Annotated in this window: 17 protein-coding genes and 4 tRNA genes; 8 read left to right on the top strand and 13 right to left on the bottom strand. The window is 41.4% G+C overall.

Annotation, left to right across the window (positions count from 1 at the left end):
* Positions 1-199: 199 nt before the first annotated feature.
* The 4 genes from BCU94_RS03750 (at position 200) to BCU94_RS03735 (ending at position 7,192) form a co-directional block, all read left to right on the top strand.
* Entirely contained in the window at positions 200-2,002 is a 1,803-nt protein-coding gene (locus BCU94_RS03750; RefSeq protein WP_102475646.1) for an aryl-sulfate sulfotransferase, read from the top strand.
* A gap of 363 nt (positions 2,003-2,365) precedes the next feature.
* Positions 2,366-3,763 carry an MFS transporter gene (locus BCU94_RS03745; RefSeq protein WP_102475645.1) on the top strand — a complete coding sequence of 466 codons (1,398 nt, stop codon included), beginning with the start codon at positions 2,366-2,368 and terminating at the stop codon, positions 3,761-3,763.
* A gap of 16 nt (positions 3,764-3,779) precedes the next feature.
* Positions 3,780-6,179 carry a glycosyl hydrolase family 65 protein gene (locus tag BCU94_RS03740; RefSeq protein WP_198590849.1) on the top strand — a complete coding sequence of 800 codons (2,400 nt, stop codon included), beginning with the start codon at positions 3,780-3,782 and terminating at the stop codon, positions 6,177-6,179.
* 140 nt (positions 6,180-6,319) lie between these two features.
* Complete coding sequence (locus BCU94_RS03735; RefSeq protein WP_241904952.1) at positions 6,320-7,192, top strand: CBM9 family sugar-binding protein; 873 nt, start codon at positions 6,320-6,322, stop codon at positions 7,190-7,192.
* Positions 7,193-7,265: 73 nt separating this feature from the next.
* Here BCU94_RS03735 and BCU94_RS03730 read toward each other — a convergent pair whose 3' ends face one another.
* On the bottom strand, positions 7,266-7,853 hold the full coding sequence (locus tag BCU94_RS03730) for a YceI family protein (protein WP_102440637.1): 588 nt from the start codon (positions 7,851-7,853) through the stop codon (positions 7,266-7,268).
* Positions 7,854-7,982: 129 nt separating this feature from the next.
* A complete protein-coding gene (locus BCU94_RS03725) occupies positions 7,983-8,534 on the bottom strand; it encodes a cytochrome b (protein ID WP_102475644.1) in 552 nt (183 codons plus the stop codon).
* 384 nt (positions 8,535-8,918) lie between these two features.
* Here BCU94_RS03725 and BCU94_RS03720 point away from each other — a divergent pair.
* From BCU94_RS03720 to BCU94_RS03705, 4 genes are all read left to right on the top strand, one after another.
* Positions 8,919-8,994: transfer RNA gene (locus BCU94_RS03720), tRNA-Phe, on the top strand.
* Between the two features lie 39 nt (positions 8,995-9,033).
* A tRNA-Thr gene (locus tag BCU94_RS03715) sits at positions 9,034-9,109 on the top strand.
* A 64-nt stretch (positions 9,110-9,173) separates the two neighbouring features.
* Positions 9,174-9,249, top strand: a tRNA-Phe gene (locus tag BCU94_RS03710).
* A 37-nt stretch (positions 9,250-9,286) separates the two neighbouring features.
* Positions 9,287-9,362: transfer RNA gene (locus tag BCU94_RS03705), tRNA-Thr, on the top strand.
* 955 nt (positions 9,363-10,317) lie between these two features.
* On the opposite strand, the gene BCU94_RS03695 is transcribed toward BCU94_RS03705, so the two are convergent.
* The 11 genes from BCU94_RS03695 to BCU94_RS03645 all read right to left on the bottom strand — a co-directional run bounded on the left by BCU94_RS03695 (position 10,318) and on the right by BCU94_RS03645 (position 26,643).
* Positions 10,318-11,295, bottom strand: a complete 978-nt coding sequence (locus BCU94_RS03695; protein ID WP_198590850.1) for a transposase — start codon at positions 11,293-11,295, stop codon at positions 10,318-10,320.
* Positions 11,296-11,657: 362 nt separating this feature from the next.
* Complete coding sequence (locus tag BCU94_RS03690; protein WP_102475641.1) at positions 11,658-11,954, bottom strand: hypothetical protein; 297 nt, start codon at positions 11,952-11,954, stop codon at positions 11,658-11,660.
* 115 nt (positions 11,955-12,069) lie between these two features.
* A complete protein-coding gene (locus tag BCU94_RS03685; RefSeq protein WP_102475640.1) occupies positions 12,070-13,086 on the bottom strand; it encodes a hypothetical protein in 1,017 nt (338 codons plus the stop codon).
* 1,250 nt (positions 13,087-14,336) lie between these two features.
* Positions 14,337-15,641, bottom strand: coding sequence for a sugar MFS transporter (locus tag BCU94_RS03680; protein WP_102439184.1), 1,305 nt, complete (start codon positions 15,639-15,641; stop codon positions 14,337-14,339).
* Positions 15,642-15,945: 304 nt separating this feature from the next.
* Positions 15,946-17,157 (bottom strand): DUF5009 domain-containing protein, encoded by a 1,212-nt coding sequence (locus BCU94_RS03675; protein WP_102475639.1) that lies wholly within the window; start codon positions 17,155-17,157, stop codon positions 15,946-15,948.
* Between the two features lie 3 nt (positions 17,158-17,160).
* Positions 17,161-18,321, bottom strand: a complete 1,161-nt coding sequence (gene nagA / locus BCU94_RS03670) for an N-acetylglucosamine-6-phosphate deacetylase (protein ID WP_102475638.1) — start codon at positions 18,319-18,321, stop codon at positions 17,161-17,163.
* A gap of 66 nt (positions 18,322-18,387) precedes the next feature.
* A complete protein-coding gene (locus tag BCU94_RS03665; protein ID WP_102475637.1) occupies positions 18,388-19,386 on the bottom strand; it encodes an SIS domain-containing protein in 999 nt (332 codons plus the stop codon).
* Between the two features lie 122 nt (positions 19,387-19,508).
* The gene (locus BCU94_RS03660; protein ID WP_102439188.1) at positions 19,509-20,420 is read right to left on the bottom strand and encodes a BadF/BadG/BcrA/BcrD ATPase family protein; all 912 of its coding nucleotides are present in this window, start codon (positions 20,418-20,420) and stop codon (positions 19,509-19,511) included.
* Between the two features lie 287 nt (positions 20,421-20,707).
* Positions 20,708-23,446 carry a family 20 glycosylhydrolase gene (locus BCU94_RS03655; RefSeq protein WP_102475636.1) on the bottom strand — a complete coding sequence of 913 codons (2,739 nt, stop codon included), beginning with the start codon at positions 23,444-23,446 and terminating at the stop codon, positions 20,708-20,710.
* Between the two features lie 675 nt (positions 23,447-24,121).
* Positions 24,122-24,826: a SapC family protein gene (locus tag BCU94_RS03650; RefSeq protein WP_102439190.1), complete on the bottom strand. Its 705-nt coding sequence runs from the start codon at positions 24,824-24,826 to the stop codon at positions 24,122-24,124.
* A 284-nt stretch (positions 24,827-25,110) separates the two neighbouring features.
* On the bottom strand, positions 25,111-26,643 hold the full coding sequence (locus BCU94_RS03645) for a tryptophan halogenase family protein (protein ID WP_102475635.1): 1,533 nt from the start codon (positions 26,641-26,643) through the stop codon (positions 25,111-25,113).
* Between the last annotated feature and the right edge of the window lie 4 nt (positions 26,644-26,647).

Below are 26,647 nucleotides of genomic sequence, written 5' to 3'. Positions count from 1 at the left end.
TGTAATAAGCTTCCCATCGGTTTTAAACAGTTGTTACTCCACAGCCTATTCACAAAAGTTCCCTAAATTTAGTTAAAAATCTTATTTCGTGAGCTATTAATCAAAAGTAAAAAATTATAACACTTTCTGTTAGTTACACTGCATTATTATCGATTATGCCAAGGTATACTGCCGCTATAACTAATTTCAGAGTGTGCCCATGCTAAAGCCAATACTTTATACAACATTGACCTTGTCACTGCTTTGTTCAATCAATAATGTTAATGCAGACCCCATGGGGATGAAGCCAATGCCAGTGGCAGATGCACCATTGGGTTATATCATTCATAATCCCTATGAAAATGCCCCACTAACGGCTTTAGTGACTCTTAATGGCCATAAAATTTCCAATGTGAATGTCACCATACATGCCAAAGGTGAAACTGGTGTCAGCATAAACTATCAAGTTGATGATATGCGGGTAATGGATGAAGGTGGAGTGCCAATTTTTGGTCTCTACCCTGCCTTTATGAACACCTTTACAATTAAATGGACTGAAAACGGCAAGCAGCGCAGCCACGAGTATCAAATGCTAACCCCAGACATTGATATGGGCTTTTCAGAAAGCCAGTGGGCTAAAGCGCCCATCGTCGAAGTAGAACATGTTGACGCTGACTTTAAAGACCGCCTTTATTTTGTAAACTGGACCAATCCAGACGGAAAGTCGGGTCAGTTATCCCACAATAACCCTGATGCACCTGGGGCGTTTTCTTGGGATGGGAAACCAGGATTTTTCATTATCGATACCGCCGGTGATATTCGTTGGTATCTGAATCCTTACACCACCCATAACTCAAAAAATTATGACAGCGCAGGTTACGCCATGGGCATGAACGTCACTAAAGACGGCAACATGGTGTGGGTACAGGGCCAAGGCTGGAAAAAAATGTCATTAATGGGAAGAATGATTTCAGAGCACAATTTACCGGGAAATTTTATCGATGCATCACACGAAGGGATTGAAGCTGCCAACGGCAATATCTTTATTCGCGCCGCCGCCAAAGATTATCGCCGCGCTGATGGCATGTTAGTCAACACCATACGCGATCAAATCATTGAGGTTGATAACACAGGTAAGTTAGTGGATTACTGGGATTTAAACACTATTTTAGACCCACTGCGTGATGCGGCATTATTATCCCTTGATGCCGGTGCAGTTTGTTTAAATATCAATATTGATCAAGCTGGCCATCAAACCACCTTAGACGATTTAAAGAATGCCCCTTATGGTGATATTCACGGAGTAGAAACAGGCCGTAACTGGGTCCATGTAAACTCTATTGATTATGACCCTAAAGATGACAGCATCATTATTAGCTCACGTCATCAATCTGCGGTAATCAAAATTGGCCGCGATAAACAAGTTAAATGGATATTAGGCCCTGAAAAAGGCTGGAGTGACAAGTTCCAAGATAAGCTACTCTCGCCAGTTGATGCTACAGGTAACAAACTTAGCTGTAATGAAAAGGGTCGTTGCCGAGGCAGTGATTTTGACTTCTCATACACCTCCCATACCGCTTATCTTGTTCCTGAAAAGGGCACTTTAACGGTATTTGATAATGGCGATGGACGTCAGCTAGGTCAGCCGATGTTTGCCAGTGAAAAATATTCCCGCGCGGTTGAATACAAAATTGATGAGGCCAATAAAACCGTTACCCAAGTATGGCAATACGGTAAAGACGAGTTGGGTTATCAAGGCTACTCGCCAGTAACATCTATCGTTAAATATCAGCAAGATAAAGACAGCATGATGAGCTACTTTGCCTCAGCTGGTTTATTTGGTTTAGGTGGCGGTTATGGCAACTTAAAAATGGATGACACCACAGGTAAAGTTAAATCTATTTTAGTTGAGCATCGCTATGGTGAAACCAAACCCGCTGTGCGCATTAATATCAATAGTCACGATATGTTCGCAACGGGTTACCGCGCTCAGGTTATACGAGTAAACGAGATGCTTAAATAGTGAGTCGCTTCTTATTCAATAACAGTTATCCAATAAGAATTATTTAGTAAATGTTATTCAGCCCTTTGATGGAAAAGGGCTGAATACCTTAGCCTCTTTATCCCAGATCAATAAAACGCTTCTACCCGCCTCTTTTCAAAAAATCATATTCAGTTTATTTAAATTAATACTGGTCAAAAAATGATTAATAATTTACATTGAAATCACAATGTAAGCGCTTACACTTAGGCGTGCTAAATATTAAAGCCTTACACTTTATCAGGTATCAACCCAGCGAAGATGTTGTAAATACAAGTGAATAGTGGGTTAGTTGTAAGTAATACCTTCAAGTTAGATTGCAACAATCAAGGTATAAAAACGATTATGGAACAATCAGCAACCAGCGTAAAAAACACATCGGTCACATTCGATAAGTTATCCTTTAAAGAGAAAGTTGGTTACGCCCTTGGGGATGTGGCATCTAACTTTTACTGGCGTGTTTTTGATGTGTTCTTATTTATTTTCTACACCGATGTATTTGGTATATCAGCTGCAGCTGTTGGCACCATGATGTTAGTGACTCGCATAATCGATGCGGTATCTGACCCATTAATGGGCGCCCTCGCTGATAGAACTAACACCCGCTTTGGCAAATTTCGCCCTTATCTCATATTAGGCATTATTCCGATTGCTGCAGCTGGTGTACTCACCTTCACAGTGCCCGATTTAGGTGATGATGGTAAATTGATTTGGGCTTATGGCACTTACATTTTCATGATGCTGGCGTACACCTTTATTAACGTGCCCTACGGCGCGCTATTAGGTGTGGTCACCAGTAATAGTCAGGAAAGAACCACATTAACCAGTTTTAGATTTATCGGTGCTTTTTCTGGTGGTACTTTAGTTGCTTATATGACGCCTGAATTAGTTACTTATCTTGGCGCGGGTAATGAGGCATTAGGCTGGCAACTGACCATGGCCTGTTATGGACTTATTTCAGCGGTGCTGTTTTGCCTTACTTTTTTTGCAACTAAAGAGCGCATAGCGCCACCAACTAATCAACAAACCTCAATCAAACAAGACATAATCGATTTAACCAACAACAAGCCATGGCTGATTTTATTCTCTTTAGCGTTAATCATCATGTTCACCATCACTTTGCGCGCCAGTACCGGCACCTTTTACTTTAAATACTATGTAAACCGAGAAGACCTCATTGGCACCTTTACCGCGGTTTATATGATCTCACTTGCCCTAGGCGCCGCCTCTACGCCTCTATTAACCAAATACTTTGATAAACGCCCACTGCTTATTGGTTTAATGACCATTGTTGCCATACTTTCGGCTGGCTTTTACTTTATTCCAGCTCACAACCTTACCTTGATGTTTATTATGCAGGCCTTAATTGGATTTTGCTTAGGGCCTAAATCGCCGTTGGTATTTTCTATGTATGCCGATACTGCTGATTACTCACAATATAAAAATGGCCGCCGCGCCACCGCAATGATTTTTTCAGCAGCAGCCTTTTCGCAAAAATTAGGCGGCGCTTTTGCAGGCGCGATGATCGGTTGGATGCTGTCATCCATGGGTTATGTGGCAAATCAGCAGCAATCACCCGACTCGTTAATGGGGATTTTACTGCTCAATACCATCATCCCTGCAGGCTTTGCCTTATTAGCGGTTTGGGTTGTTAAACACTACAGCTTAGATGAACAAAAAATGCGCCAAATTAACCAGTCGCTTTATCAACCTATTGATAAATCAGAGCCTGCAAGCGAGTAGTTGAGGAATTTAAATAGTGATTACTTACCATCAAAAAAATGGCAACGTCAGCTTGCATAGTCCAACCACTATGCCAAAAGCCTGTGGTTTTTTATGGAATAAAAACATGATGATTCAAATGAATTGTCGGGGTTTTGCGACTGCGCAATTTATGCAGCCAGAACCTGCTAAATATGCCCATGGGCCTGCATTAGAAGCCAAAACCTTTATGCAGCCAGAACACGCCTACTTTAGCCATCATCCTGGGCGATTTTTTTATATAAAAGATAACCACACTAACGAGCTATTCTCATTGCCCTATGAGCCAGTAAGGCAATCATTGGCATCATTTGAGTTTATCGTTAGCCAGCATCAAGTCAGTTGGCAAGTTAAGCACCTCAACCTACACTGTAAACTAAGCTTAACCTTAGCCACTGAAGATACCGCAGAGCTATGGCAATTATCCATTGATAACCTAAGTCAATCGGCGCGAGATATCAGCATTTATAGCTACTTTCCTGTGGGCTATATGTCGTGGATGAATCAATCTGCAAAATTTGATCCTTCACTTAATGCAATTTTATGTCACTCAATCACCCCCTATCAAAAAGTCGATCAATACTTTGTTCAACAAGACTTTAAAGACACCACGGTATTTCTAACTGACACAACCCCTGATAGTTACGAAACCCGTCAAAGTGTTTTTGAAGGCGAAGGCGGTTTACATAACCCAACGGCTATCAGTAATAACCGCTTAGAAAACATGCCTGCTCATTACCAAACCCCTGCAGCGATAATGCAATTTAATCGTAAGCTTGCCGCTTATGATGACGCTAGCAATAACACCAAGCCAGCAGTGGCATTAAAGTTTGTTTTTGCGCCGGTAAAAGATGCTCACGAAGCGAGTGAGTTAAAACAGCGCTATTTGAGTTCAACAGCGCTATTTACTCAAGCCCAAGATAAATACAAAGCGTATCTCAGCAGAGAAACTGGCTGTTTAAGCCTTTTATCCTCAACCCCTAAGCTTGATAACTTCATCAACCATTGGCTACCAAGACAGGTTTTTTACCATGGCGATGTCAATCGATTAAGTACCGATCCACAAACCAGAAACTACCTTCAAGACGCTATGGGGATGATTTATATCAACCCTAACAAGGCCAAAGCCGCCTTTGAAGTCGCCCTCGCCCAGCAACATCGCAATGGTGAAATGCCGGATGGCATTTTATTGCACCCTGAATCTGAGCTTAAATACATCAATCAAATCCCCCACACGGATCATTGTGTCTGGCTAGTGATTTGTATTGAGGCTTACTTAAATGAAACCGCCGACTTTGATTTCTTAAATCAAACCATTGGTTTTGCTGACAGTGAAGAAAACCGTTCGGTGATGGAACACGTTTGTTTAGCGCTGGAGTTCTTATACTCTCAACGTGATAACCGCGGCCTTAACTTTATCAACCAAGGCGATTGGTGCGATCCGATGAACATGGTGGGCTATAAAGGCTTGGGTGTTTCAAGCTGGTTGACGTTAGCAAGTGCTTACAGCATGACACTGTGGGCAAAAGTTTGCCCGCAAATGGCCTGTGACAATAAAGCATCAAAATTTAGCCAACTTGCAACGCAATTAAATGATGCCGTAATTGAACATTGCTGGGATGGTGAATGGTTTGCCCGCGGTATTACCGATGCAGGTCACTGTTTTGGTGTAAGCGATAATCATCAAGGCCGCATTTATCTTAACCCGCAAACTTTTGCCATGTTGTCTGGCGCAGTTAATGATCAGCGCTGGTCACTGATGCAGCCGCAAATCAAGCAGCAATTACAAACACCTTTTGGGATGATGATGCTAGCTCCCGCTTATACCCAAATGGATGAGCAAGTGGGCAGATTAACCCAAAAGTTTCCTGGCACCGCTGAAAATGGTTCAGTTTATAATCATGCTGGGGCATTTTATATATACGCCCTATTTGAACAAGGCGAAACAGAGCAAGCATTTGAACTATTACAAACCATGATAACTGCTGAAGATGTGCAAAATGAGCTCACCCGAGGTCAATTACCCGTGTTTATTCCCAACTATTACCGCGGGGCTTATTTTCAATATCCTGATGATGCGGGTAAATCGAGCCAGTTATTTAATACTGGAACCGTCGCTTGGATTTACCGAATTATCATCGAGCAACTTTGTGGCCTAAAAGGCTGCAGCGACGGCTTAAAAATCAAACCACAACTACCAAAGCACTGGCCTAGCCTAAAGGTAAGTAGGCGTTTTCGCGGCGCAACTGTGGATGTATCAATACAAAGGCGAGCAGACATCATATCCCAGCAGGTTTTAGTTAACGGTAAAAGCTTACAGACTAATGCTGCAGGTGAGCATATTTTAGCTATCAGCACTAATACAAGCTATAGCATCAGCGTGTTGCTGGCTGAATAACGCAAGTTGAAAAATCAGTATCCTAGCTACTGATTAAGATAACGCTTTCGACTAATGTCAAAGCGTGTGAATATGCCCAATAATAAATGATTCTATAAGATACTGACTTTAAGACTTAAACATTAGGAGTTTACTGGACAATGGACTGCACTGAAAAACCAACTAATAAAGCGAGCCATAAACATAAGGCCAACGCCTCACTTAAAGGCCTAATACTGCCCTGCCTGTTGGCATTAAATTGCACCGCAATTGCTTCAATGGCGAATGCTGATACGTCTTCAAGCACAAACAAAACATCTGCCGAATATGTGCATGCCCCTATTGAAGTTAACTACGCTAATAAAGCCATTACCCTTGATGGCATTGCTGATGAATCTGATTGGCAACAAGCTAAGTGGCTACCGATTGATCAAATGATCATCGGCGATGCTATAACTGCCGATGATTTTAGTGGCCAATATAAACTGCTTTGGCGCGAAAATAAGCTCTATCTACTGACTGAAGTGATTGATGATGTGCTATTTGATCAAACCGCAGATCCCACAGTGCGGTATTGGGATGATGACACCGTAGAGGTGTTTATTGATGAAGATGGCTCAGGTGGCGAGCATCAATATAGCCATAATGCTTTTGCCTATCATGTGGCATTAGATAAACAAGTGGCTGATTTTACCACGCAAAAAAAGGCCGCCACTTTTAATGAGCATATCACCACAGCATGGTCGAGAGACCCAGTTAACCCTCAAAAAATCTATTGGGAAATGGCGATAACGGTATTCCCTGACAGTTACAATGACAGCTTAAGCGCTTTTGATAAGCAGCAGGTTGCAGCCGTTAGCTTACAAGCCAACAAACAAATGGGTTTTATGCTGGCCTATTGTGATAATGATGGCTCCAAACAAAGAGAGAACTTTATTGGCTCCCACCCGATAAAGCCGTTAAATGGCGACATGAATCGCGGCTATAAACACGCTGATGTTTTTGGCAGTATTATTCTAAAAGCGGCACAATAATCATCATAAAAAGCCGCCAATGACTAATATCATTGACGGCTTTGTTGTTTTTAGTAAACCTGTTCAATAGACGTTATTGCTTAATCCCTTCAATAACCAAATCTAGGCTAACATTGGCAGACGCTGGGCCTAAATCCATTTTAAAACCGAAGTCTTTCATGGCAAATTCTGTGGTACCAATAAAGCCAGCACGATAACCACCCCAAGGATCTTGGCCTTCACCAACAAATTCAGCGGCAATAGCCACAGGCTTAGTCACCCCATTTAAGGTCAAATTACCGTTAACCAATATCTTGCCATTGCCTTGGTCTTCAACACTAGTCGAGGTGTACTGCGCCTGAGGAAACGCGCCAGTATTTAAAAAGTCAGCACTGCGTAAATGTTTATCACGCTCGGCATGGTTTGAGTCAACACTCGTTGTATTGATGGTGACATTCAAATTAGTGTCAGCAATTTTTGCCGCATCGTAACTAAAATCACCACTGAAATCATTAAAACGACCAGCTACAAAGCTATAGCCTAAATGATTTACTTTAAATTGAATTGATGCGTGGGCACCTTGAGTATCTATCTTATAATCGGCCGCATTAGCGACTGATGGTAGTAACATTGCAGCGCCGATAACGCTAGATAATACTGTGGCTAAAAGTTGCTTTTTCATTGGTCATTCCCTTTATTATAAATTCAATATTATTGATATGTTCAAGTACTAATAAGTGTTGCTAGCTAATAATTAGCGTTCTCAGCTCGTCGAGTTACAGGCTCGATTCAAGTGCTGTAGGTGTTAAAACTATTTTGTGGCAGGTTTTATCATTCTTGATAAAGTGCCATCCTTATCAATCAATTGGTGTTTTATCGCGCCTGCTGCATGAATAATCACTAGGGCTATTAATGTATAGGCTGCATATTGATGAACTAAGCCAGCAATATCAGCTTGGTTGTTAATAAAGCTGCCCAGTGACGGCACTTCAAACCAATCAAATACCCAAATTCCGCGGCCATCAGCCGTTGAAATTAAAAAGCCTGTCGCCATAATGGCCAACATTAATAGATAAAGCATTCCATGAGCCCACTTAGCCGCCGTTTGCTCCCAAGCCTTGTGATTACTCTTTGCATGAGGTTTCGCAGAGCCTAAGCGCCACACTAATCGCACTAGCGTTGCCAGTAACAATAAAATGCCAACACTTTTGTGAATATCCGGCGCGGTTTTATACCAACTACTGTAATAAGTGAGATCAACCATCCAAAAACCTAAGCCGAATAAGCCAATAACGGTTAATGCACTTAACCAATGGAGACTAATACTCACTAAACCATAGCCATTTTTTGTATTTGCTAACATCAAGCTGTCCTTGTCAAAATCTATGTGAATGATTATATCGACACAAAACAAAAAGAATATCGCTAAAAATCGCCAAAATCATTCGATAAAATAGAACAATAAAACTAATTGAGTCCTAACTAAACCCAGCCAGTCTTACTCAAATAAGCATTCAATTTGAGATATCGATTAAACTCTCTAAAACCACTATCATTGGGCTTTAAACCAATTAAAGGTAAAAAATCGCTCAGTTTGGCCATTTACTAGCCGAACGATTAAAATCATTTAAAAAAGCACTTGCAGGATTAAAACCATCGCTATACTATGTGCGCACTCCAAACGACACAGGCTCTAACGATTAAGTTAGCACCCAGTTTGAAGTAGTAAACTAACGCTTAGTTAGTTGCCCGAATAGCTCAGTCGGTAGAGCAGAGGATTGAAAATCCTCGTGTCCCTGGTTCGATTCCGGGTTCGGGCACCATATTTAATTTAATAGTGTTATCACTGTTAAGAAAGATAAGCCGGCATAGCTCAGTTGGTAGAGCAACTGACTTGTAATCAGTAGGTCCCGAGTTCGACTCTTGGTGCCGGCACCATATACAGAGAAACCACTCAGTGAGTGGTTTTTTCTTGTAAGTTTCAAGCTAACGATAGTTAGTCGCCCGAATAGCTCAGTCGGTAGAGCAGAGGATTGAAAATCCTCGTGTCCCTGGTTCGATTCCGGGTTCGGGCACCATATTTATATTAATAGTGTTTACTATTAAGCAAGATAAGCCGGCATAGCTCAGTTGGTAGAGCAACTGACTTGTAATCAGTAGGTCCCGAGTTCGACTCTTGGTGCCGGCACCATAAAAACAAAAAAGCCACTCAATGAGTGGCTTTTTTGTATCTGAAATTTGTGGTCTTTATTAGTAACTAATCAAGGCTACTTGTTATTCGCCCTACTTTGGTCATAGCTGCGTACTAGATTTGAAGAATTTATAGATTCCCGACACCATAAGATGAGTAGGTATAACACGTAATTGGACAGAAATCATTTAGAGCTGAAACTCTGAAAGCAACGACTTCCATTAGGTAAAGTATGGCGACCTGATATGTGGTAACGCCCTAATCAGCCGAGCCGCAGTTTGGCGTCGGCTGCATTTGTTTGTTATGTTTTTTAAATACTAAGTAGCGGAATATTAATGCCTGTATTAATGCAAACAAACCAAAAAATAACGCTGTTCCCGAATTTACTACTGCCCATAAAATTAATAAAAGTAACATAACTGATAGCACATAGTAGAAATATGAAGAGTTTGTACATTTAGATATCAAATAGTGAATTGGAAGTCCGAAAGCAATCCAGCCTACAAATGAAACGAGCAAATAACCCGCACCATAAAGAGTTAAAAGCATTATGAACTCGTGTGCTTCGTAACCATCAATGAAGGCCATCAACAAAAGGTAAGCTATTGAGCCGAGCCCGACATACATAATGCTTTTTATAAACGCGTTATCCCAATTCCCCATCATCCCTCACGAAAAACATAACAGCTTATTCAATAGCAGCACAATAATGTTCCAGGCTGCTCAATTCATATAAAATACATAGCCACCCATTATTTTGAAGTTATAACATAACGCCTTTCATTTTGAGTTGCCAACACCAACATTCATTTACTGATGGGATTATTCCTGCCAAAGGACTGAATATTTCATCATTAATCACCAAAATTCACTCATAAACTAAATCAAACACAGCAGAAAAGCTTGATATCAATCAAGTGGGAAATGCTGTTATTTTAAATTAAGAAATGATTTATTAAGCGCACAACCAGCGCTGACAGTTAGCTGCGCCTTGTCGTCGTTTACGCTCTAAATGTTCACAATATTCAGTTAATGCAGGTAACGCCCCTACAGCTCCTTTAAATAATGCACCAAATTCAGTGGTGATTTTTAACCAGTTTTCAGCAGGTATATTCAATCGATTGAGAATATCCTGACTACTCGCGCTGATGGCGCCACGTTTATCATCACGAATAATCCGCCCAGTATCTTCAACCAGCACAATGTAATCTTTGACGCTAAACATTAAACCATTGGGCATATCTAAACGCTCATTGCCCACAAAGGGAAGCAACGCTTTTGGTTGCTCACAGTTTATAGCTGAATTAATACGACGCTGAATACTGGTGTAATCGGAGGTTTCAGGTGTTGCTGCCATCCTGGCGCGAATGGGATTTAAGTCCACATAAGCCATGCAGGCGAGTACGGCGGCATCATCTAACAAGGCTTGAGATTTAAACCGCCCTTCCCAAAAGCGACCTGTACACTTGTCTTCTTTATTGGCCATTCTCGCAATCGGTTCACTCAAGGAACGCATAAACCAACTAATATCGGTTAAACGTTCTCGATATAGCCCAATACAATCATTAACCGTCTTTAATTCAAACTCATTAAGGACTTCACCTTTAACAAATTTATGGGTCAGCAAGGTGCCTTTAAAGCCTTTATGCCATTGGGTAAGCACATCTATATCAGACCATTCTTTGGCTTTATCCACATCGACTTTAAGCACCACATGTAAATGGTTACTCATCACGGCATAAGCACAAATATCAATCGCAAAAATCGTCGCTAATTCAATAATACGCGAATCAACCCACTCTCGGCGATGTTCATAGTTATCACCAGTCGACTTATCAAATCCACACAAAAATGCTTTGCGCACCACCCGCGTACAGCAGTGATAGTAAGGGGTGTCTTCTAAGCTCACGAGTGTTTTTCTAGGTCTGGCCATCATCAACTACCTAATATTAAGTAATGACCAAAGCCTAGTAGAGTGTTTGATATTTAGCCACCTGGAATGGGTGGCCATGTTAATTTTAGGAATGGGTGGCCATGTTAATTTTAGGTGGCCATGTTAATTTTATTAGATGCAGAACAATAAAAGTATCAGGAGGTGCTAAGGCATTGATATTTTGAGGTAAAGAAATTAGCTGACGATGCTAAGGGATCGAGGCGGCTAGTAAAAATGTAACTGCTCAGCACACATCGAAAAAGCGTAAGATCTTACGCCGATATTTACACTATAAAGGTATCACTCGGGCTTGTTCAACACTTGGGATAAGGACGCGGCTACGCGCGGCCTATCCTTATCTGTTATGTTTTACTTGCTGATTTCATTGCGGTACGTTCTTCCTTCTGCTTTCCCGAATAAATACAAAATGCAGAGTTATAATCGTTATATGCTACTGAATAATTAAAATCACAAAAATAAGCTGGATTTTTTGTGGCAACTGTATCACCAGCTTTACATTGATTAGGCATACGTTCAACTAAACTATCGTTATTACTCCCTAAACAAGCTATGCCAGTTGTTATATCCTGCTTACCATTACAACCAATTAAACCGATACTTGTTGCTAAAACAAGGCTTACTAATACTACTTTTTTCATAAATACTCCATATTATAAATTGAAACATAACGCCACCTTAAGCGGCAAAAAATTGTTTGCTAAAATGTGAACGGAGTGAAACAGCAAACTGTTTTTTGTCCGTTTAAAGGTCTTTTTATGTGATTGTTCTATAAGCCATTTCATTATTTACTTTTAAATAATTTAATTCAATATCAGATAGTTTTATTATTTTTTTACTGATGTATTGATAAAAAGATACAACCTGAGTCTCTTGTTCAAAAGAAGTAATATAATCAATACAATCAGTTAATTCTGTAGTGCCATCGCTATGGTGTGAGATTGTCGACCTTTTACCAGACAATATTGACTTAGCTCTCTTTATAACTGACTCTAAGCCTTCTTTGCCGCAACATTGCTTAATTGCCAGTATGGCATTATGTTTACTTCTGAATCTTCTATCAGATAATAGTTCTATATATAAGTCCGTGTTTTTATCTTTCATTATCCTTTTAATCGCGCCTAAAGCGTAAATTTGAGAATCTCCATTTTTATCATAAAGGTAAGGTTTAATATATTTTACCGAATCTTCATTTCCTAATTTTCCGATAGATATAATCGCCCTTAGAAACTCTTCGCCTGATATACGGGGTGTGCATAGTACCTTTTCAAGTAGAGGTCTAACATCATTAGATTTGCTTTTGACGATTGCACATAAGGCAGATTCTCTTATATTTCTATTGTTACTATCAAGAAAACGTCCTAGTTCAAATAACCCCTCTGAACCTTTTGGTATTGCATAGAGAAGTGCTACTGTTCTATTATCATCAATATCATGCTCTATTAAAATACTTACCAATTTTTCTGGGATTTTCTTTTCATTCGTTGTTATATAAAGCTGACTAATTAAGTTAGCAACGAAGAAACGAACAGGGTTGTTTTTACCATTTTTTAGTATGCTTAGCAGGTTATCAAGTAAGCTAATATCATTAAGCATTTTATTATTAGTATCGCCTGTCCCCCGAACTATATTCCGGAACGGCTTTTCCATTAGTTCGATATCACTTTCAGAGAAAACATCTTCCTCTTTAAATTTTTTAGATTTAGGGAAGTTTTGTAACATCTGTAAATGAATTTTAATTATTGAGTTTAACTCTCTTTCTACTTCAGCCATACTTTTAGCCTTATTATTTCCATTTTATAATATGTAGGTTTCATAAAGGTTCTTCCGACAAAGAATTATGCCTCAGCGGAAATTATATTTTTATACACCATAGCCTGAGAATCACATAACAGCTTATTATCCAGCATCTCAGATAAATCCCTGCCTAAAATTAATTTTGCATTAAACATATCACGCAACATATTGATGTAAAGAGACTAATATCTCAATTACCAACCACTTTAAAGTTAACCTTGCCGCAAAGTTGAGCAAGAACATTTATCTGGTCCATTGTTACTCCACATGAAAAACTTAAAGTATTGAAACATATCAGTTATATTTTTATGCTCAAATTTATCCATGCAATTTTAGCTAATTTTTGCTTCGATAATAATGCAAATTCTTAGAGAATTATTATAACTGTATTAATACACAGTGCTATTGATCTTTGGGAGGGTCATCTTTGAAGATGAATATATTGAAGTAATTCGTGACAGTTAAAACTAGCTCGTAACTCGTAATGGGGCATAAACGAGTTACCCGCACCAGCTTTAAAATTCATTTATATTAGCTCAGTTACAGCAGGTCATCACTTCAATCTAACCCATTGCCTGCCGCAGGCTTTCGTGCAAGCACGACTGTGACACGCTGCAAGTTCATCCCTGAAAGCTCGGCCATGACGTCCATGTCATGGACGGTCACAGCCGCGCTTACACCGGGATTTTCATCTCTTCGATTTAACTTCATCAGTAACAAAATTTAAAAGCGTGAATGTTCAATTTGAATTGATGACGTTGAAGAAAATAGCGTGAGCCTGACAGGACGTCAGGCTAGCTTTCGCGGTGCATGGATGCACCATCGGAAGCGTTAGCATTTTCGAATAAGTCTTAAGTTAGCAAAAAATGAAGTTAAAAGCTGGATCAATCCCCATCGAAAATTATACGCTTTTCAGCATTTTTCGTTAGGGGCGCTGAGGGATATCCAAAAGGGGAACAAGCGCTTTTCCCCTTTTGGTCTGGTGTGGGCGAAGCACCACGACTTTGATTTTTCACATGCAAAGTAAATTGAGGGCAAGCGTGAGTGTGGAAAGACACAATGTTAATCCAAACGGAGTTTGGAAATACACAAAGGAAACTGACGGTTTAAATCTGATCTGGGAGCAACACCATGACCTTGATTTGTTCAAAATGGCAGTCTAGATTTGGGCATAAAAAAAGAGAGCCTATTGGCTCTCTTGATAATCCTGAAGGGGAGTAACAGGATTATTTCCAGCTTTTCATCTTATGGCCTTTTACCGCATAAAATAAAATGAATAGATAACATGGGATCATCACTAAGTAGCCGCCTTGCATGCCAAGGGAGGTTGCTGAGCTGGTTAAGCCCCAGAATACTGGGCCAAATGCGCCACCAGCAATACCCATGATGAGTAGTGCTGAACCTGTGCTGGTTAGTTTACCCATACCAGATAAGGCTAACGGCCAAACTGCTGGCCAAACAATTGCGTTAGCCAAGCCTAAAAAGGCAATTAACAATAAGGTATCTGGCAGTTGTGCGCCACCAAATGGCACTAATACAGTGTCAGAAATAGCCGTTGAGCTGCTATCACCAAATACAATACCAAAGGACAACACCACCCCAAGTATGGCGCTAATAAGTAGCGCATTAGGCTGAGATATAAACCGTGGAATACAAATAATCCCTAAGGTGTAACCCACTACCATGCATATCATGGTGTATGAGGTCATCACCCCATAGTTTTCAACCCCTAAGGTGAGTGCATACGTACCAATAGTATCACCAGCGATTACCTCAACAGCCACATACACAAACAAGGCCACCACCCCAAGGGCTAAGTTGGGTTTTGCTAGTGCCTGTTTAATTTGACCTTTACTGGTGCCCTCTTCTGCTTCGTCTTGTTCAAGCTCTGGTAGCGGTGATTTCTTAACAGCATAGGCTAAAATACCAATGAAGATTGCCATGCCTAAATACGGCAGAATTAAGCTGTTAGCCATTTCATCAATTTGAACCTGACTTAGGGTGGTGCCGACGCGATCTTTAAAGCTATCAAGGATTAATGCGGTAAACACCATAGGAGCAATAACACCCGCGCCTTTATTCAAAATCCCCATAACACTAACGCGTGCTGCAGCAGACTCTTCAGGGCCTAAGCGAACCACATAAGGGTTAACAGCGGTTTGTAATAATGTTTGTCCGGTGCCCATAACCAGTTGCGCGAGTAAGAACAAAGCAAACACTTGGGTTTTAGCGGCTGGAATAAAGAGTAAACCCGCCACCATCATCACGCCCATACCCAGCGCCATACCGTTTTTATAGCCCACTTTACGGATGACCCAAGCTGAAGGTAGTGCGGTAAAAGTTACTGCAATATAAAAAGAGAATAGAATTAGTGACGCTTGAAAAGGGCTTAACTGAAGGATTTGCTTTAGATATGGCATTAACGAACCATTAAGCCAAGTCGCAAACCCTAATACGAAAAAGAGTATTGCCACAATGGCCATGGGCACTATGCTGCTTTTTTGCTGACTATTATTCATTGTTGTTTCCATAAACCCTGCTTCTTATTGTCATTGATATTTCAGCACTGACTTACTACTAGTGCCCCATATGAGTCTTATTATTATTGAGTTTTTATCAACAATTTGACCTAGCAATGTTGCTGCAGATCATAATCGTTGTGCATTTCATGTTAAAACATAAACACAGCAAAGACAACGCTGTCATTTCATTGGCAACTAAACATCATTGATCACACCACAAGCCCCAAAATAAATCTTGCATGTAGTTCTTAGTGACAGTTCTAATAAACAGCTCTTATAAACAGTTCTTAGTGACAGCTCTTATAAACAGCCTTTAGATGCGAATAAAAATTTTACGTTGATAAAGCCACAATAAAATTAGCCATTGCACTGTCAGTAAGCTCAGTACAAAGAGTAATGGTTGCCAGTCTGCTGGGGTGGCGCGAATAAAGCCGCCCAATAAACTATTGGCTAAGTATTGCCAATTAACCAGACTAGATGCGATATAGATGATGATGGCATTAGTGCCAATCACCACAAAAACAAAGGCCCATTTGTGCCATTTAAGTACATCGATAATGGCGTAAAAAATGGCGAGTAAGATGATGCTCCAACCACTGGTTACCAACACAAAACTGCTGGTCCATAAGTCTTTATTGACCGGAATAATCAAGTCTAATAGCCAGCCTAATGACAATAACGCCGCACCAATAATCACCATACTCAAGACTTTTAGCCATTCACCCCTAAGCCCCCATAAGGGCGGCTTGGCTTTAACAATATAGTGACCGACAAACACACCGATTAAGCCATTTACCACCGCAGGCAGTGTGGATAGCACCCCTTCAGGATCTACGGCTCTATTTTGATATGCGCTACCAGGTAGCAGTATTGAATCCACGTAAGCGTTAATACTATTTTCGGCGCTAAAGCGGGCAAAGGTTTGGCTTGTTTGATTAACTGCTGCTTGAGCTAATTCTGGGTTTTGAACTAGCCCAGAATATAGCGTGAGATCGGGATAAGGAAGATATAACTGAATAAGCCCATAGCCAATTAATAGACTAATGGCGACAATAATTTGGGTTCTAAGGCTGGTATGCCACACCAACATCGCGCCTATAAACCATGCAAAACCAATACGTGCCAACACACTGGCATAACGCACACTGTCGGGATCTGCAGGCATACCAACGCCCCAACCATGATTATAAAGTACCCCTAAAAAAATCAGTAAACCAAGGCGCTTTATAGCATGACGATACAAGGGCAGCCGCTGCTGCATTGGTAGTTTATCTAAGCGTTTTGGTGACAGGCCTAAAGCCACACCGGAGAGGAAAATAAACAGCGGGAATATAACATCATAAAAGGTAAATCCATGCCATTGACTGTGATGCATTTGGCCGTCAAACCAATTCCACCCAGCCCAGCCGGTTAATATAAATAATCCAGCAAATAGGCCCTCACCGCCAAGGATCCAAAACATGTCAAAACCGCGCAAGGCGTCCAATGACATTAATCTTGGCTTCAAAGCGGTTTTAGTCGACATACATTAGCCTTTATCACATCGGCTAAAAACCACATCGCCATTAATATAGGTTTGGTTAACTTGATAACGCGAGTTATCGTTTGCATTAGCAGCTAACAACACTAAGTCTGCGCGCTGACCTACGGCTATGGTGCCAAGCTTAGCTTGCTGTAGATACTGCGCTGGATATAACGATGCCATTCTAAGGGCTTCTTCATAACTGAGGCCAAGCATGCTGACGCTATTGTTAACTGCGCCAACCATATCAAGTACGCAACCTGCTAGCTCGCCTGATTTGGCATTGAGCCTATCACCTTGGCGTATAACCTCGGTGCCAAACAGTTCAAAGCTGGCATCATCATCCAGTCCCACCGGTGGCATAGCATCGGTTACTAACATGATTTTGCCTTGGGGCTTAGCTTTAAGGGCAACTTTAGCGCTAGCACTGTGAACATGGTGGCCATCGACAATCAATCCGCACCATGCTGCATCACTTTCTAGCGCTGCGCCCACCATGCCCGGCTCACGAGAGCCAAAGCCTGACATGGCATTAAACAAATGTGTAAAACCGTTAGCGCCAGCATTTAACGCCGCCAGCACAGTGTCATAATCGGCATTTGAGTGACCTAAGCACACCTTTACGTCGTTAGCGATTAAGGTTTTTATCACCTCAACTGAGACATTTTCAGGGGCTAAAGTGACCACTTTTATACCAAGATCTTGTCGTGAAAATATCGCCAGTTCTTCATCTGAAATACTGCGAATAAACGATTGTGGATGCACGCCTTTTTTAGGCACACTTAAATGTGGCCCTTCAAAGTGAATCCCTAACACGCCTGCAGATTGCAGCTTAATAGCCTCGGCAACGGCATCAGCGGCTTGCGCCATCACCTCAACTTTATCGGTAATGAGCGTCGGCAGAAAACCGGTCGTACCAAATTGAGCATGTGCTCGACCTATGGTCTCAATACACTCAAGGGTTGGTGCGCTATTAAACAGTGCCCCGCCGCCGCCATTAACTTGAACATCAACAAACCCTGGCACTAACGTGCCTTGTAAACGCACTTCTTTCGCATTCGATACTGAATCTAAGGCGATGATGTGGCCGTCTTCAATAGAGATCACCGCATCTTGATGAAATTGCTGTCCATCAAAAAAACCGTCTGCTATTAGGGTTTGTCTCATAATGTTCTCTTTATATTGCGTTAATCTTTAACTGCTTACTTCTTAATGCTCACAGTCGAGTCAAACTTATAGTGTTTGGGTGACTTTTTTCAAACCTTCTGGCTGATCTGGGTCAATACCACGGGCAACAGCGACGGCGGCTACATCGATATAAAAACGTTGTAGCAATGCTAATGGCGCAACACGCGGGTGTATTTCAGATGATGTTTGATTTAAATGCACCAAGTCTGCGCCACGTTGTTTTACGTTTTCTATTTGCTCGATATGGCTTTCATAAGACTCATCATTAATGCAGGCATCGACAATAGCCAGTTTCTTTTCAACTAAAGTCACCGGCCCATGTAGAAACTCAGCGCTACTGAATGATTCGGCATGAATAGAACAAACCTCTTTCATTTTAAGGGCGATTTCTTTGGTTACCGCATAACCTAAACCACGGCCAAGCACTACAAGGTTATTAACCCCAGCTAAAGACTCGGCGGTTAATTGCGGCGCTGCGTCAACGGCGGTTTGTAATGCAGCAGGCATTGAATCAACGGCTGCAGCTAACGACTCACTTTGGGTCCACTCAGCAGTTAACTGCACAATGGCTGATAAAGTCGCTAAGTAGCTTTTGGTCGCTGCGACGGCTTTTTCTTCACCCGCTCTAAGCGGTAATACCACATCGACAATATCTTTAATTGGTGCTGTTTCATCGTTGACTAATGCGACACAAAAAGCGCCTGCTTCTTTAGCCATTCTCGCTTGAGCCAATATATCTGGGCTACGGCCTGATTGTGAAATAACAATCACTAATCCGCCTTCAAGTTGTAAGCTTTTACCATAAACACTGGCAACTGATGGCGCTGCAGCAAAAGTTGGAATGCCCACTTCAATTTCAAATAAGTATTTAGCAAATACCCCTGCGTGATCTGATGAGCCACGACCAACAATCATCACAAACTTTGGCTTAAAACTACGTAGTTTTTCACCAAGCTCTTTGGTTAAGCCAGCATTAGCAGCCAGTTGCTCAGCGATTTTCTGCGGTGCTGAACGCGCTTCACGTTCCATAATTGTATTTGTCATCGAGTTAACCTTAATTTATGTTCAAGTTGATCCATTGAGGTATCAAGTTACTGAGCAGTGCATGGCGATGAATTTATCGTTGACACTGAAAATTTTAAGCGAGTTCAAGATAATTTGGCGAGTTACAGACTCTTGCCGTTATCTGCGGCAAACTGTTGCTGCGCAAACAAGATAGCGCCGATTTCTGGTGGTGATAGCGCTTCAGCCACTTTGCTAGCCACATCAATGTCTAACCAATGTAATAATGGCTCTGCTAGGCCGCCAATCATCGAAAAACGACTGGGATGAATGGCAAATAACTTTCTGGCCATTTCACTAATATAACCCGCTCCCTGTTGCACAATATCAGTGGCAACCTCATCACCATTGTCGGCGCATAACAGCACAATACGGGCTAATTTGGCGTAGGTGCTTGAAGACTGTCCGGCAAGATGCTCGACAATGCCCATGGCATCATCAACATTAAAGTGTGCTAGTAATAATTGTGTTAGTGCGGTGTCGGCGGCAAAGCCGTCTAAATTCAGTAATACATGCTCAGCGGCTTTTTGGCCTAACCATGCGCCACTGCCTTTGTCACCTAATGCAAAGCCATGGCCGCCAATTAATAAACTTTGCTCGCCTACATGGGCAAAGCCACAAGAGCCAGTACCGGTAATAATCACGGCACCATCATCGCCGTTGTGGGCGCCAATACAGGCAGTATGTAAGTCTGTGGTGAGGTACATTTTGGCAAACGGGTGCTGCCAGTTGTTCACTTGGTCAAACAAACGCGGCACATTCACGCCAGCGAGGCCGACACCGGCGATTAACTGCTGAGCGTAGCTTGGTGCTAAGTTTGCATCTGCCAAGGCAAGCTTGGTTGATTCGATAATTGAATTAAAAGTTTGTTCTAGTCCGTGAAGAGGATTAGCTCTACCTGCTACACCAGTGCCAATTACACCTTTTTGTGGGCAAAATATGCTGGCGCGGCACTTACTGCCACCACCGTCAATTCCGATATAAAGCTGTGATTCATTTTGCTGATTAACGCTCATGACATCCCTCTTGTCTCTATTACCCAAGCCTTTTATAACTGATTTTTATAGGCTCTTTTGTAAGTTAACTTTATGTTACACCACAAATGACAGCGTTGTCATTTACTTTTTGTGGTGTTTATAAAACAAACAGCGAAGTAACTATTAAAGCTCTGATTTATATTGATTTTAGCTAGGTAATTAAATTGAAAGTTTTGGATGTTTTGCTGATTTTCTTTTAAAAAAGGACGTTAACCATTCGATTAACGTCCTTTGTATTTAGTTAACTGCGCAGCAATAAAAGCCAGCTATAAAAACAACGAGCGCCCTTTGCGTTTTCCTGATGCGGAAATTGCTCTTATCTCAATATTACCTGATACCTTTACAGGGGCTTGGTATTCAAGCCATGCTGAAGTTTCAGCAGCGTTATTATCAAGGTCTTCACTGAGTTGACGATACTCAATCTTAAGCCCTGGAAAGGCAATATTGGCATAAAGCAGTCCAGCTTCAATTTTTGCCCCAACGGTTGGCACCCGATATTCAATGTTAGCCACATCTAACTTTGCCAGCTCTTTATGGCCTAAGGTATTAGCGATGTCATTCCATTGCTGTTGCTGCTGCTTACGCATATCAGCAGTAAAGTAACCTGAGTTTTGATGATAAACCGCGCCTTGATACTGATATGGCACTTCCCACTTTGCTTTATGCCAAGCTTTTTCAGCTAGCATTAGCAGCCGTGGAAACATCATATATTCAGCGACTTCATCACTGCGAATAGTTTCACTCCAGATTTGACCTTGAATACCACTAAAGCCTTTACCTTGTTGTAATGGCGCTGAGGTCACCTTACCTTGCTCATCTTTTTTAACGCTATCGTCGGCAGTAAAGGGGTTATTTTCGATATCATTCCATTGTTCCGCATTCGCAGGTAAGTTATCTGGCATAAAACTAAACAATTTTTGGCTGTTTAGCGCTCGGGTCGCCCAGTAGTAACCATGCTCTTTAGGATCAGCCTCATAGGGGAAATCAAAGTACAACACTTCAGGGTTTGAAAGCACAGTATCCCAACCTAAATTGGCTTGGCTGTGGGCTCTTTGATAACCATGGTGTGAAATCACATCCCAAATGTTGGTTTGTGATTTAGCCGGCATATTGTCTGCATTAGTATGGCTCATACCATCGCTCCAACCTGCAGGTTCAATACCTTTAGCGCTGACCATATTGGCGACGCGCTCAATAAAATAAGCACCTAAATCATCGATCGATTTAACCCCTTTGTCATTGTTAGCAACAAAGTCTACGCATTGTGGTGATTGCTTCCACGCCCCTGCCGTTTCATCAGCGCCAATGTGGTAGCGTTTTAGCGGATGGCCTGCTTGTTGGTGCAATTTAGCAATTTCATCAATGACTTTATCGACAAAGTGATAGGTCGACTCCAAGCACACATTTAGGGTGTTATCGTTATAATACTGCACCGATGAATACACTGTGGTGTCGTTAGCATCTGTCAGTAAGTACTCATTAGCAGCATTATTGTCGCCACTTGCCATCAAATTACGGTAGCGGGCATCCATAGATTTTATCGCAGCACGTGAGTGACCAGGCATATCCATTGACGGGATAACCTCTACTTGGCGGGCGCTGGCATACTGCAAAATGTCTATATAATCGGCTTTGCTATAAAAACCATTTACACTGGCATCAGCAAAAGGGCCACTGCCCAGCTGGGGAATTAAGCAGGTGCTTTCGGTTAAATCATGGCAACGCTTACTACCAATATCAGTAAGCTCAGGTAAGCCATCAATTTCTAAGCGCCATGCTTCATCATCGGCCATATGTAGGTGTAATTTATTGAGCTTATAAGCTGCCATTTGATCGATTAAATCAAATATCAGTTGTTTACTATGAAAGTTACGGGCGACATCAATGTGCATACCACGAAAATCATAACGCGGTGCATCATCAACAACCATAGTATTTATACTGAGTTCTCGAGTATCGATTAACGCTGCAAGTGACGAAAGACCATATGAAAAACCACTGTCGGTGGCGGCGGTAATGGTAATGCCGTCAATGGCCACCTTGAGCTGATAAGCGCCATCAATCCCTTGCTCGTCTGCTGTAACCTTGCTGTTTTTAACAAACGCTAACGACAAGCCTGTATCTGATTGCTTAACCCCAAGTCTCGCTAATCTCGACAAAGCTGCGGCAACTGCTGCTGAGTCAACTTGCTGGTAATTAACCTCAATACCTTGAGACAAATCTACCGGTGTATTACTTGATGTAACGCTAGCACTGAGCGGCGTTGGAATAATGCGATTAATGGCAGCCTCGCGATTAACTACAAGGGCATTATTGGCTTCAAATAACACCTCAGCACGGCTCCACGCTAAGTTATCGGTTGCGGTTCTGCGATATTGCCTTTTTTCATCCGTAAAGGCTTCAACATAGGGTCTAACTTCCATGCCGGTTTCTGCGTCAATACTTAATTGAGTGCTAGCTATCACGACAGGCTCTAAACCATCCACCACAATGTAATAGTTTGGCATTGGGTCAGTTTCAGATAATTGCCATAACTCGCCTCTAAAACCAATGCGTTGGGTTACGCCAGCGCTAAAGCCAGTGAATTGTTCGGTGGGGGCAATTTTATGTAAATCACCTTGTACTCGAGTGATACTAAACTGCGGATTTAACACCGCTTGTACTGGGCGCATTTGACTGAAATAAATTGCCCAGTCGGCATGGGGAATATTAACTGAACTGGTTAAATCAAATTCAGCGATAAAACATTGCTCATCAGGCTGTGTTGCTGAGCAACTTTCTTCAGGGACATTGGTCACCATGCGATAAGTGACTTTTAGATCTGCGGCAAATTGTTTTAGGCTTGCTTGAGTCCAAGCGCTATCAGCGGCTTGATTAGCCTTATGTTGCAGATCTGAACCATTAGCTGATTGAGCATCATCAGACGTAGAAGGAGCTGAAGAATACTGGCAACCCACTACGCCTATTGATAGTAATAATGCTGATGCAATGATGGTCTTTTTCATATATTCCTCAATTTATCCCTAAATGATCATCTGATGAGATGCCGCGCGTTGACTGACTACTGACGTTAGCCTATTTTAGCTAAATTACCGCAGCTAATTTTTAGCGGCAACAGTATTTAATTGATTCAATTTATTAGTGTATTTAGCCTGTTCAATATCTATGTCTCGTTAACTGCTAGGTTTTATCCTTACTAAGAAACCGGCAAAAAAATAGCTGGGAACAAAAATTGTACCCAGCTTATACTCGTTTCTGGGGAGAGACTAAAAGTATAAATTAATGCTATTTCGCCCGACCGAAATAGCATTAAGGCATGGATAATAGGGACCTATAAATTATCCATGTCGACCTTAAAACAACGATTCACACACAAGCAATGACAACGCTGTCATTTAATAATCTACCGAATATAGAACGAGATTTCTACATTTTTTTTATGTTTTGACACAGGTTTGCAACAATAGACATTAAAAACAAATAATAACAGTGGCTTAATTGCTTAAATTAAGCTTAATTGGCTTAGTAATAACCAAGAATATTGGCATCTAGTGGTAAAGAAAGGATTGAATGAAGTGAAAAGCTTTAAGCAAAAGAATCTTATGCTAAATATGCTACTAATAAAAAAGGCATTATTTCAATATATGAAATAATGCCTTAATACGCGCGATACAATAAGATTAAGCTTTAGCCATGATCTCAGTGCGTGCTAGACGGTTAACTTGGTTTAACGATGCTAAATGACCATAGATAGGACCTAGTAAGCCGCGCTTTCTAAGTTCTAAGTAATCTTCATCTGACAATTCATTTAATTTAGCTTCATCAATTAAGTATAAGCCATTGATGTTGCGCTTCTCACCCGCTACATCAACCGTTAATGTTTGGGTTGTTAGTAACTCTTTTTCAGCCAAGAAACCAAGAATGTTGCGGCTTGCTTGATCTTGCTCAAAATGCGCGATTAAGGCTTTTTTGCGGTTTTCTAAGTAAGCAGACTCTTGCTCACCTTCAAATAATGCTTGGCCTTCAGTCTTGCTGACTTCAGCAGCAGATTCGCGAATACCAATCCATACTTTGTCTTTTACTTCTGGGTTAAGTACTAATCCAAGTGGATAGTCACGGACAACAGCAGGGATATATAGTCCTTGCCACTTGCCGTCTTTAATACTCAGGTTTTGACCAGGCTTAAGACCTAACATAGCAACAGCTTGGAATTCACCGCTATCAGTGTTTTTAACGAATACAATTGGGTATTCTGTAGCTGCACGAGCAATCTCATGCAAAGTTACTGGAACAATATGTTGATCTGCAACGTGTGCAAAATTAGTTGCGGTAATTTTTAAATCACCGTGCTTTGCGTGTTCAAGTAACGTAATTTGGTTAGACATCTTGGCTCCTTCAGGCGCTTCTAATCAATAATGATATACATAAAAATAGGGATTCAAATCCCTTTTGTTTTAAACTTTTGCTAGTAGATTAAAATAAAAAATCCCAAAATCTTTAGCTGATGACTTATTATAAAGCCCACTATCATTTAATCTGCAGCTTACGTTACCGTATCAAGCAATAAAGTACCACTAGCTATTCGCTGATATTTCACCTAAATCGTGCCAACTTTCATCTATAAGTATAAATTTCACTCAACTGGGTTCTAAGTTTATTAATCCTGTAGCTAAACCTTTTGTAAACCGTAACGGTTAATTTTATCAAGCAGTGCTCGATGCTCTGGTAAGTCTAGCGCCAGCTTGTGGCCTATTTGCTGTATTTTATTGGCCTGCTGCTGGGCACTTTTAAGGTACTGCGCCTCGAGCGACACGTTTTTTGTTTGATAATGCATCCCGTATAAGACATACAGGTAATTATCAATATTAAACACTTCGTAGCGTGAGAATAGATCATCGGTTATCGGGCTAAAGCTCTGCCATAATTGCAATTTTTGTTGCAAGGATTCAGGTATCGTTTCAGGCTTTTGATTATCTAACCAAAAATCACTGTCAGTTCTATCTGAAATGCAATAATGCAACTTAGCAAACTCCACTACTCGCTCCCACGCGTAACCTATAGTGTGATTAAAGCGCTCAGACAATGCTGGCATTTGCGCCAGTGTCTGCGGTAGTCGCTTAGCTAAGTAACCGGCGGCAAAATCAGTTAATAGTATTGAGGTTGCCTCGATTGGCTCTAAAAAGCCTTGTGCTAGGCCTAATGCTACACAGTTTTTTGCCCAAAATTGTTCGCGGTAGCCCACTTTCATGGGGATTTCACGATGGTGTAACTGGTCTAGTTTCCCGCCTAAATAACGGTTAAACTTTTGCTCAGCTTGTGCGCTTGTCATGTGGTTATCAGAATACACAAAACCAGTACCGCGGCGCTCTGGCAAAGCGATATCCCAAATCCAGCCTGCTTGATGCGCTGTGGCAATGGTAAAAGGGGCAATCGCTTCAGTAATGTCTGTCGGCACTTGGGCAACAATGGCTTTATTCACCAATAACTGATGGGATTTATCCACAAAGCCGACGTTAAGCTTTTTGGCTAACAAAATGGACTCAAAGCCACTGCAGTCGATATAAAAATCAAAAGCTAACTCGCCGAGCTTATCAGTTTTTAAGCGGCTGATATTGCCTACATCATCTATTGCGGCATCTAACACATTGGCTTTGATATGCTCAACGGCATATTTACTTGTGGCGTTAGTGGCTAATAATTGGGCAAATTTTGCCGCATTTAAATGATAAGCATAACTCACCGAGCCAGCGTATTCGGGGGTGGTGATGGATTTAGGTGCCTTTAATGCCTCACAAATATAATGCTGAGGTGAAACCATTGCACTATAAGCCATATCCTCAGTGGCGGTTTGGTTCCAAAAGGCGCTTAAGTCATCGCCTAATGGGCTTGGTACATCAAATAAGTGATGGTAGCGATTATCTGCGCCATGTTTGGTTTTATCGAGCCAGTTTCGAAATTGGATAGACTGCTTGAAGCTCACATCACACTGCTGAATAAACTCGGTTTCGCTTATTCCAAAGCTTTGTAATGACTGCCTAATCGCAGGTACAGTGCCTTCACCAACACCAATGGGCGGAATATCAGGAGACTCGATTAACGTAACGGACACATCAGCCAATGATTGCACCGCTTTACCAATATGATTTGCAGCAAGCCAACCTGCTGTGCCACCACCGATAATAACAATCTTCTGCACTTTCATATTA

Origin of the sequence: Shewanella sp. 10N.286.52.C2 (assembly GCF_002874545.1) — a bacterium.
GTDB lineage: Bacteria > Pseudomonadota > Gammaproteobacteria > Enterobacterales > Shewanellaceae > Shewanella.
The sequence above is the reverse complement of the archived record's forward strand: the minus strand, read 5'-3'. Positions and strand labels throughout refer to the sequence as shown.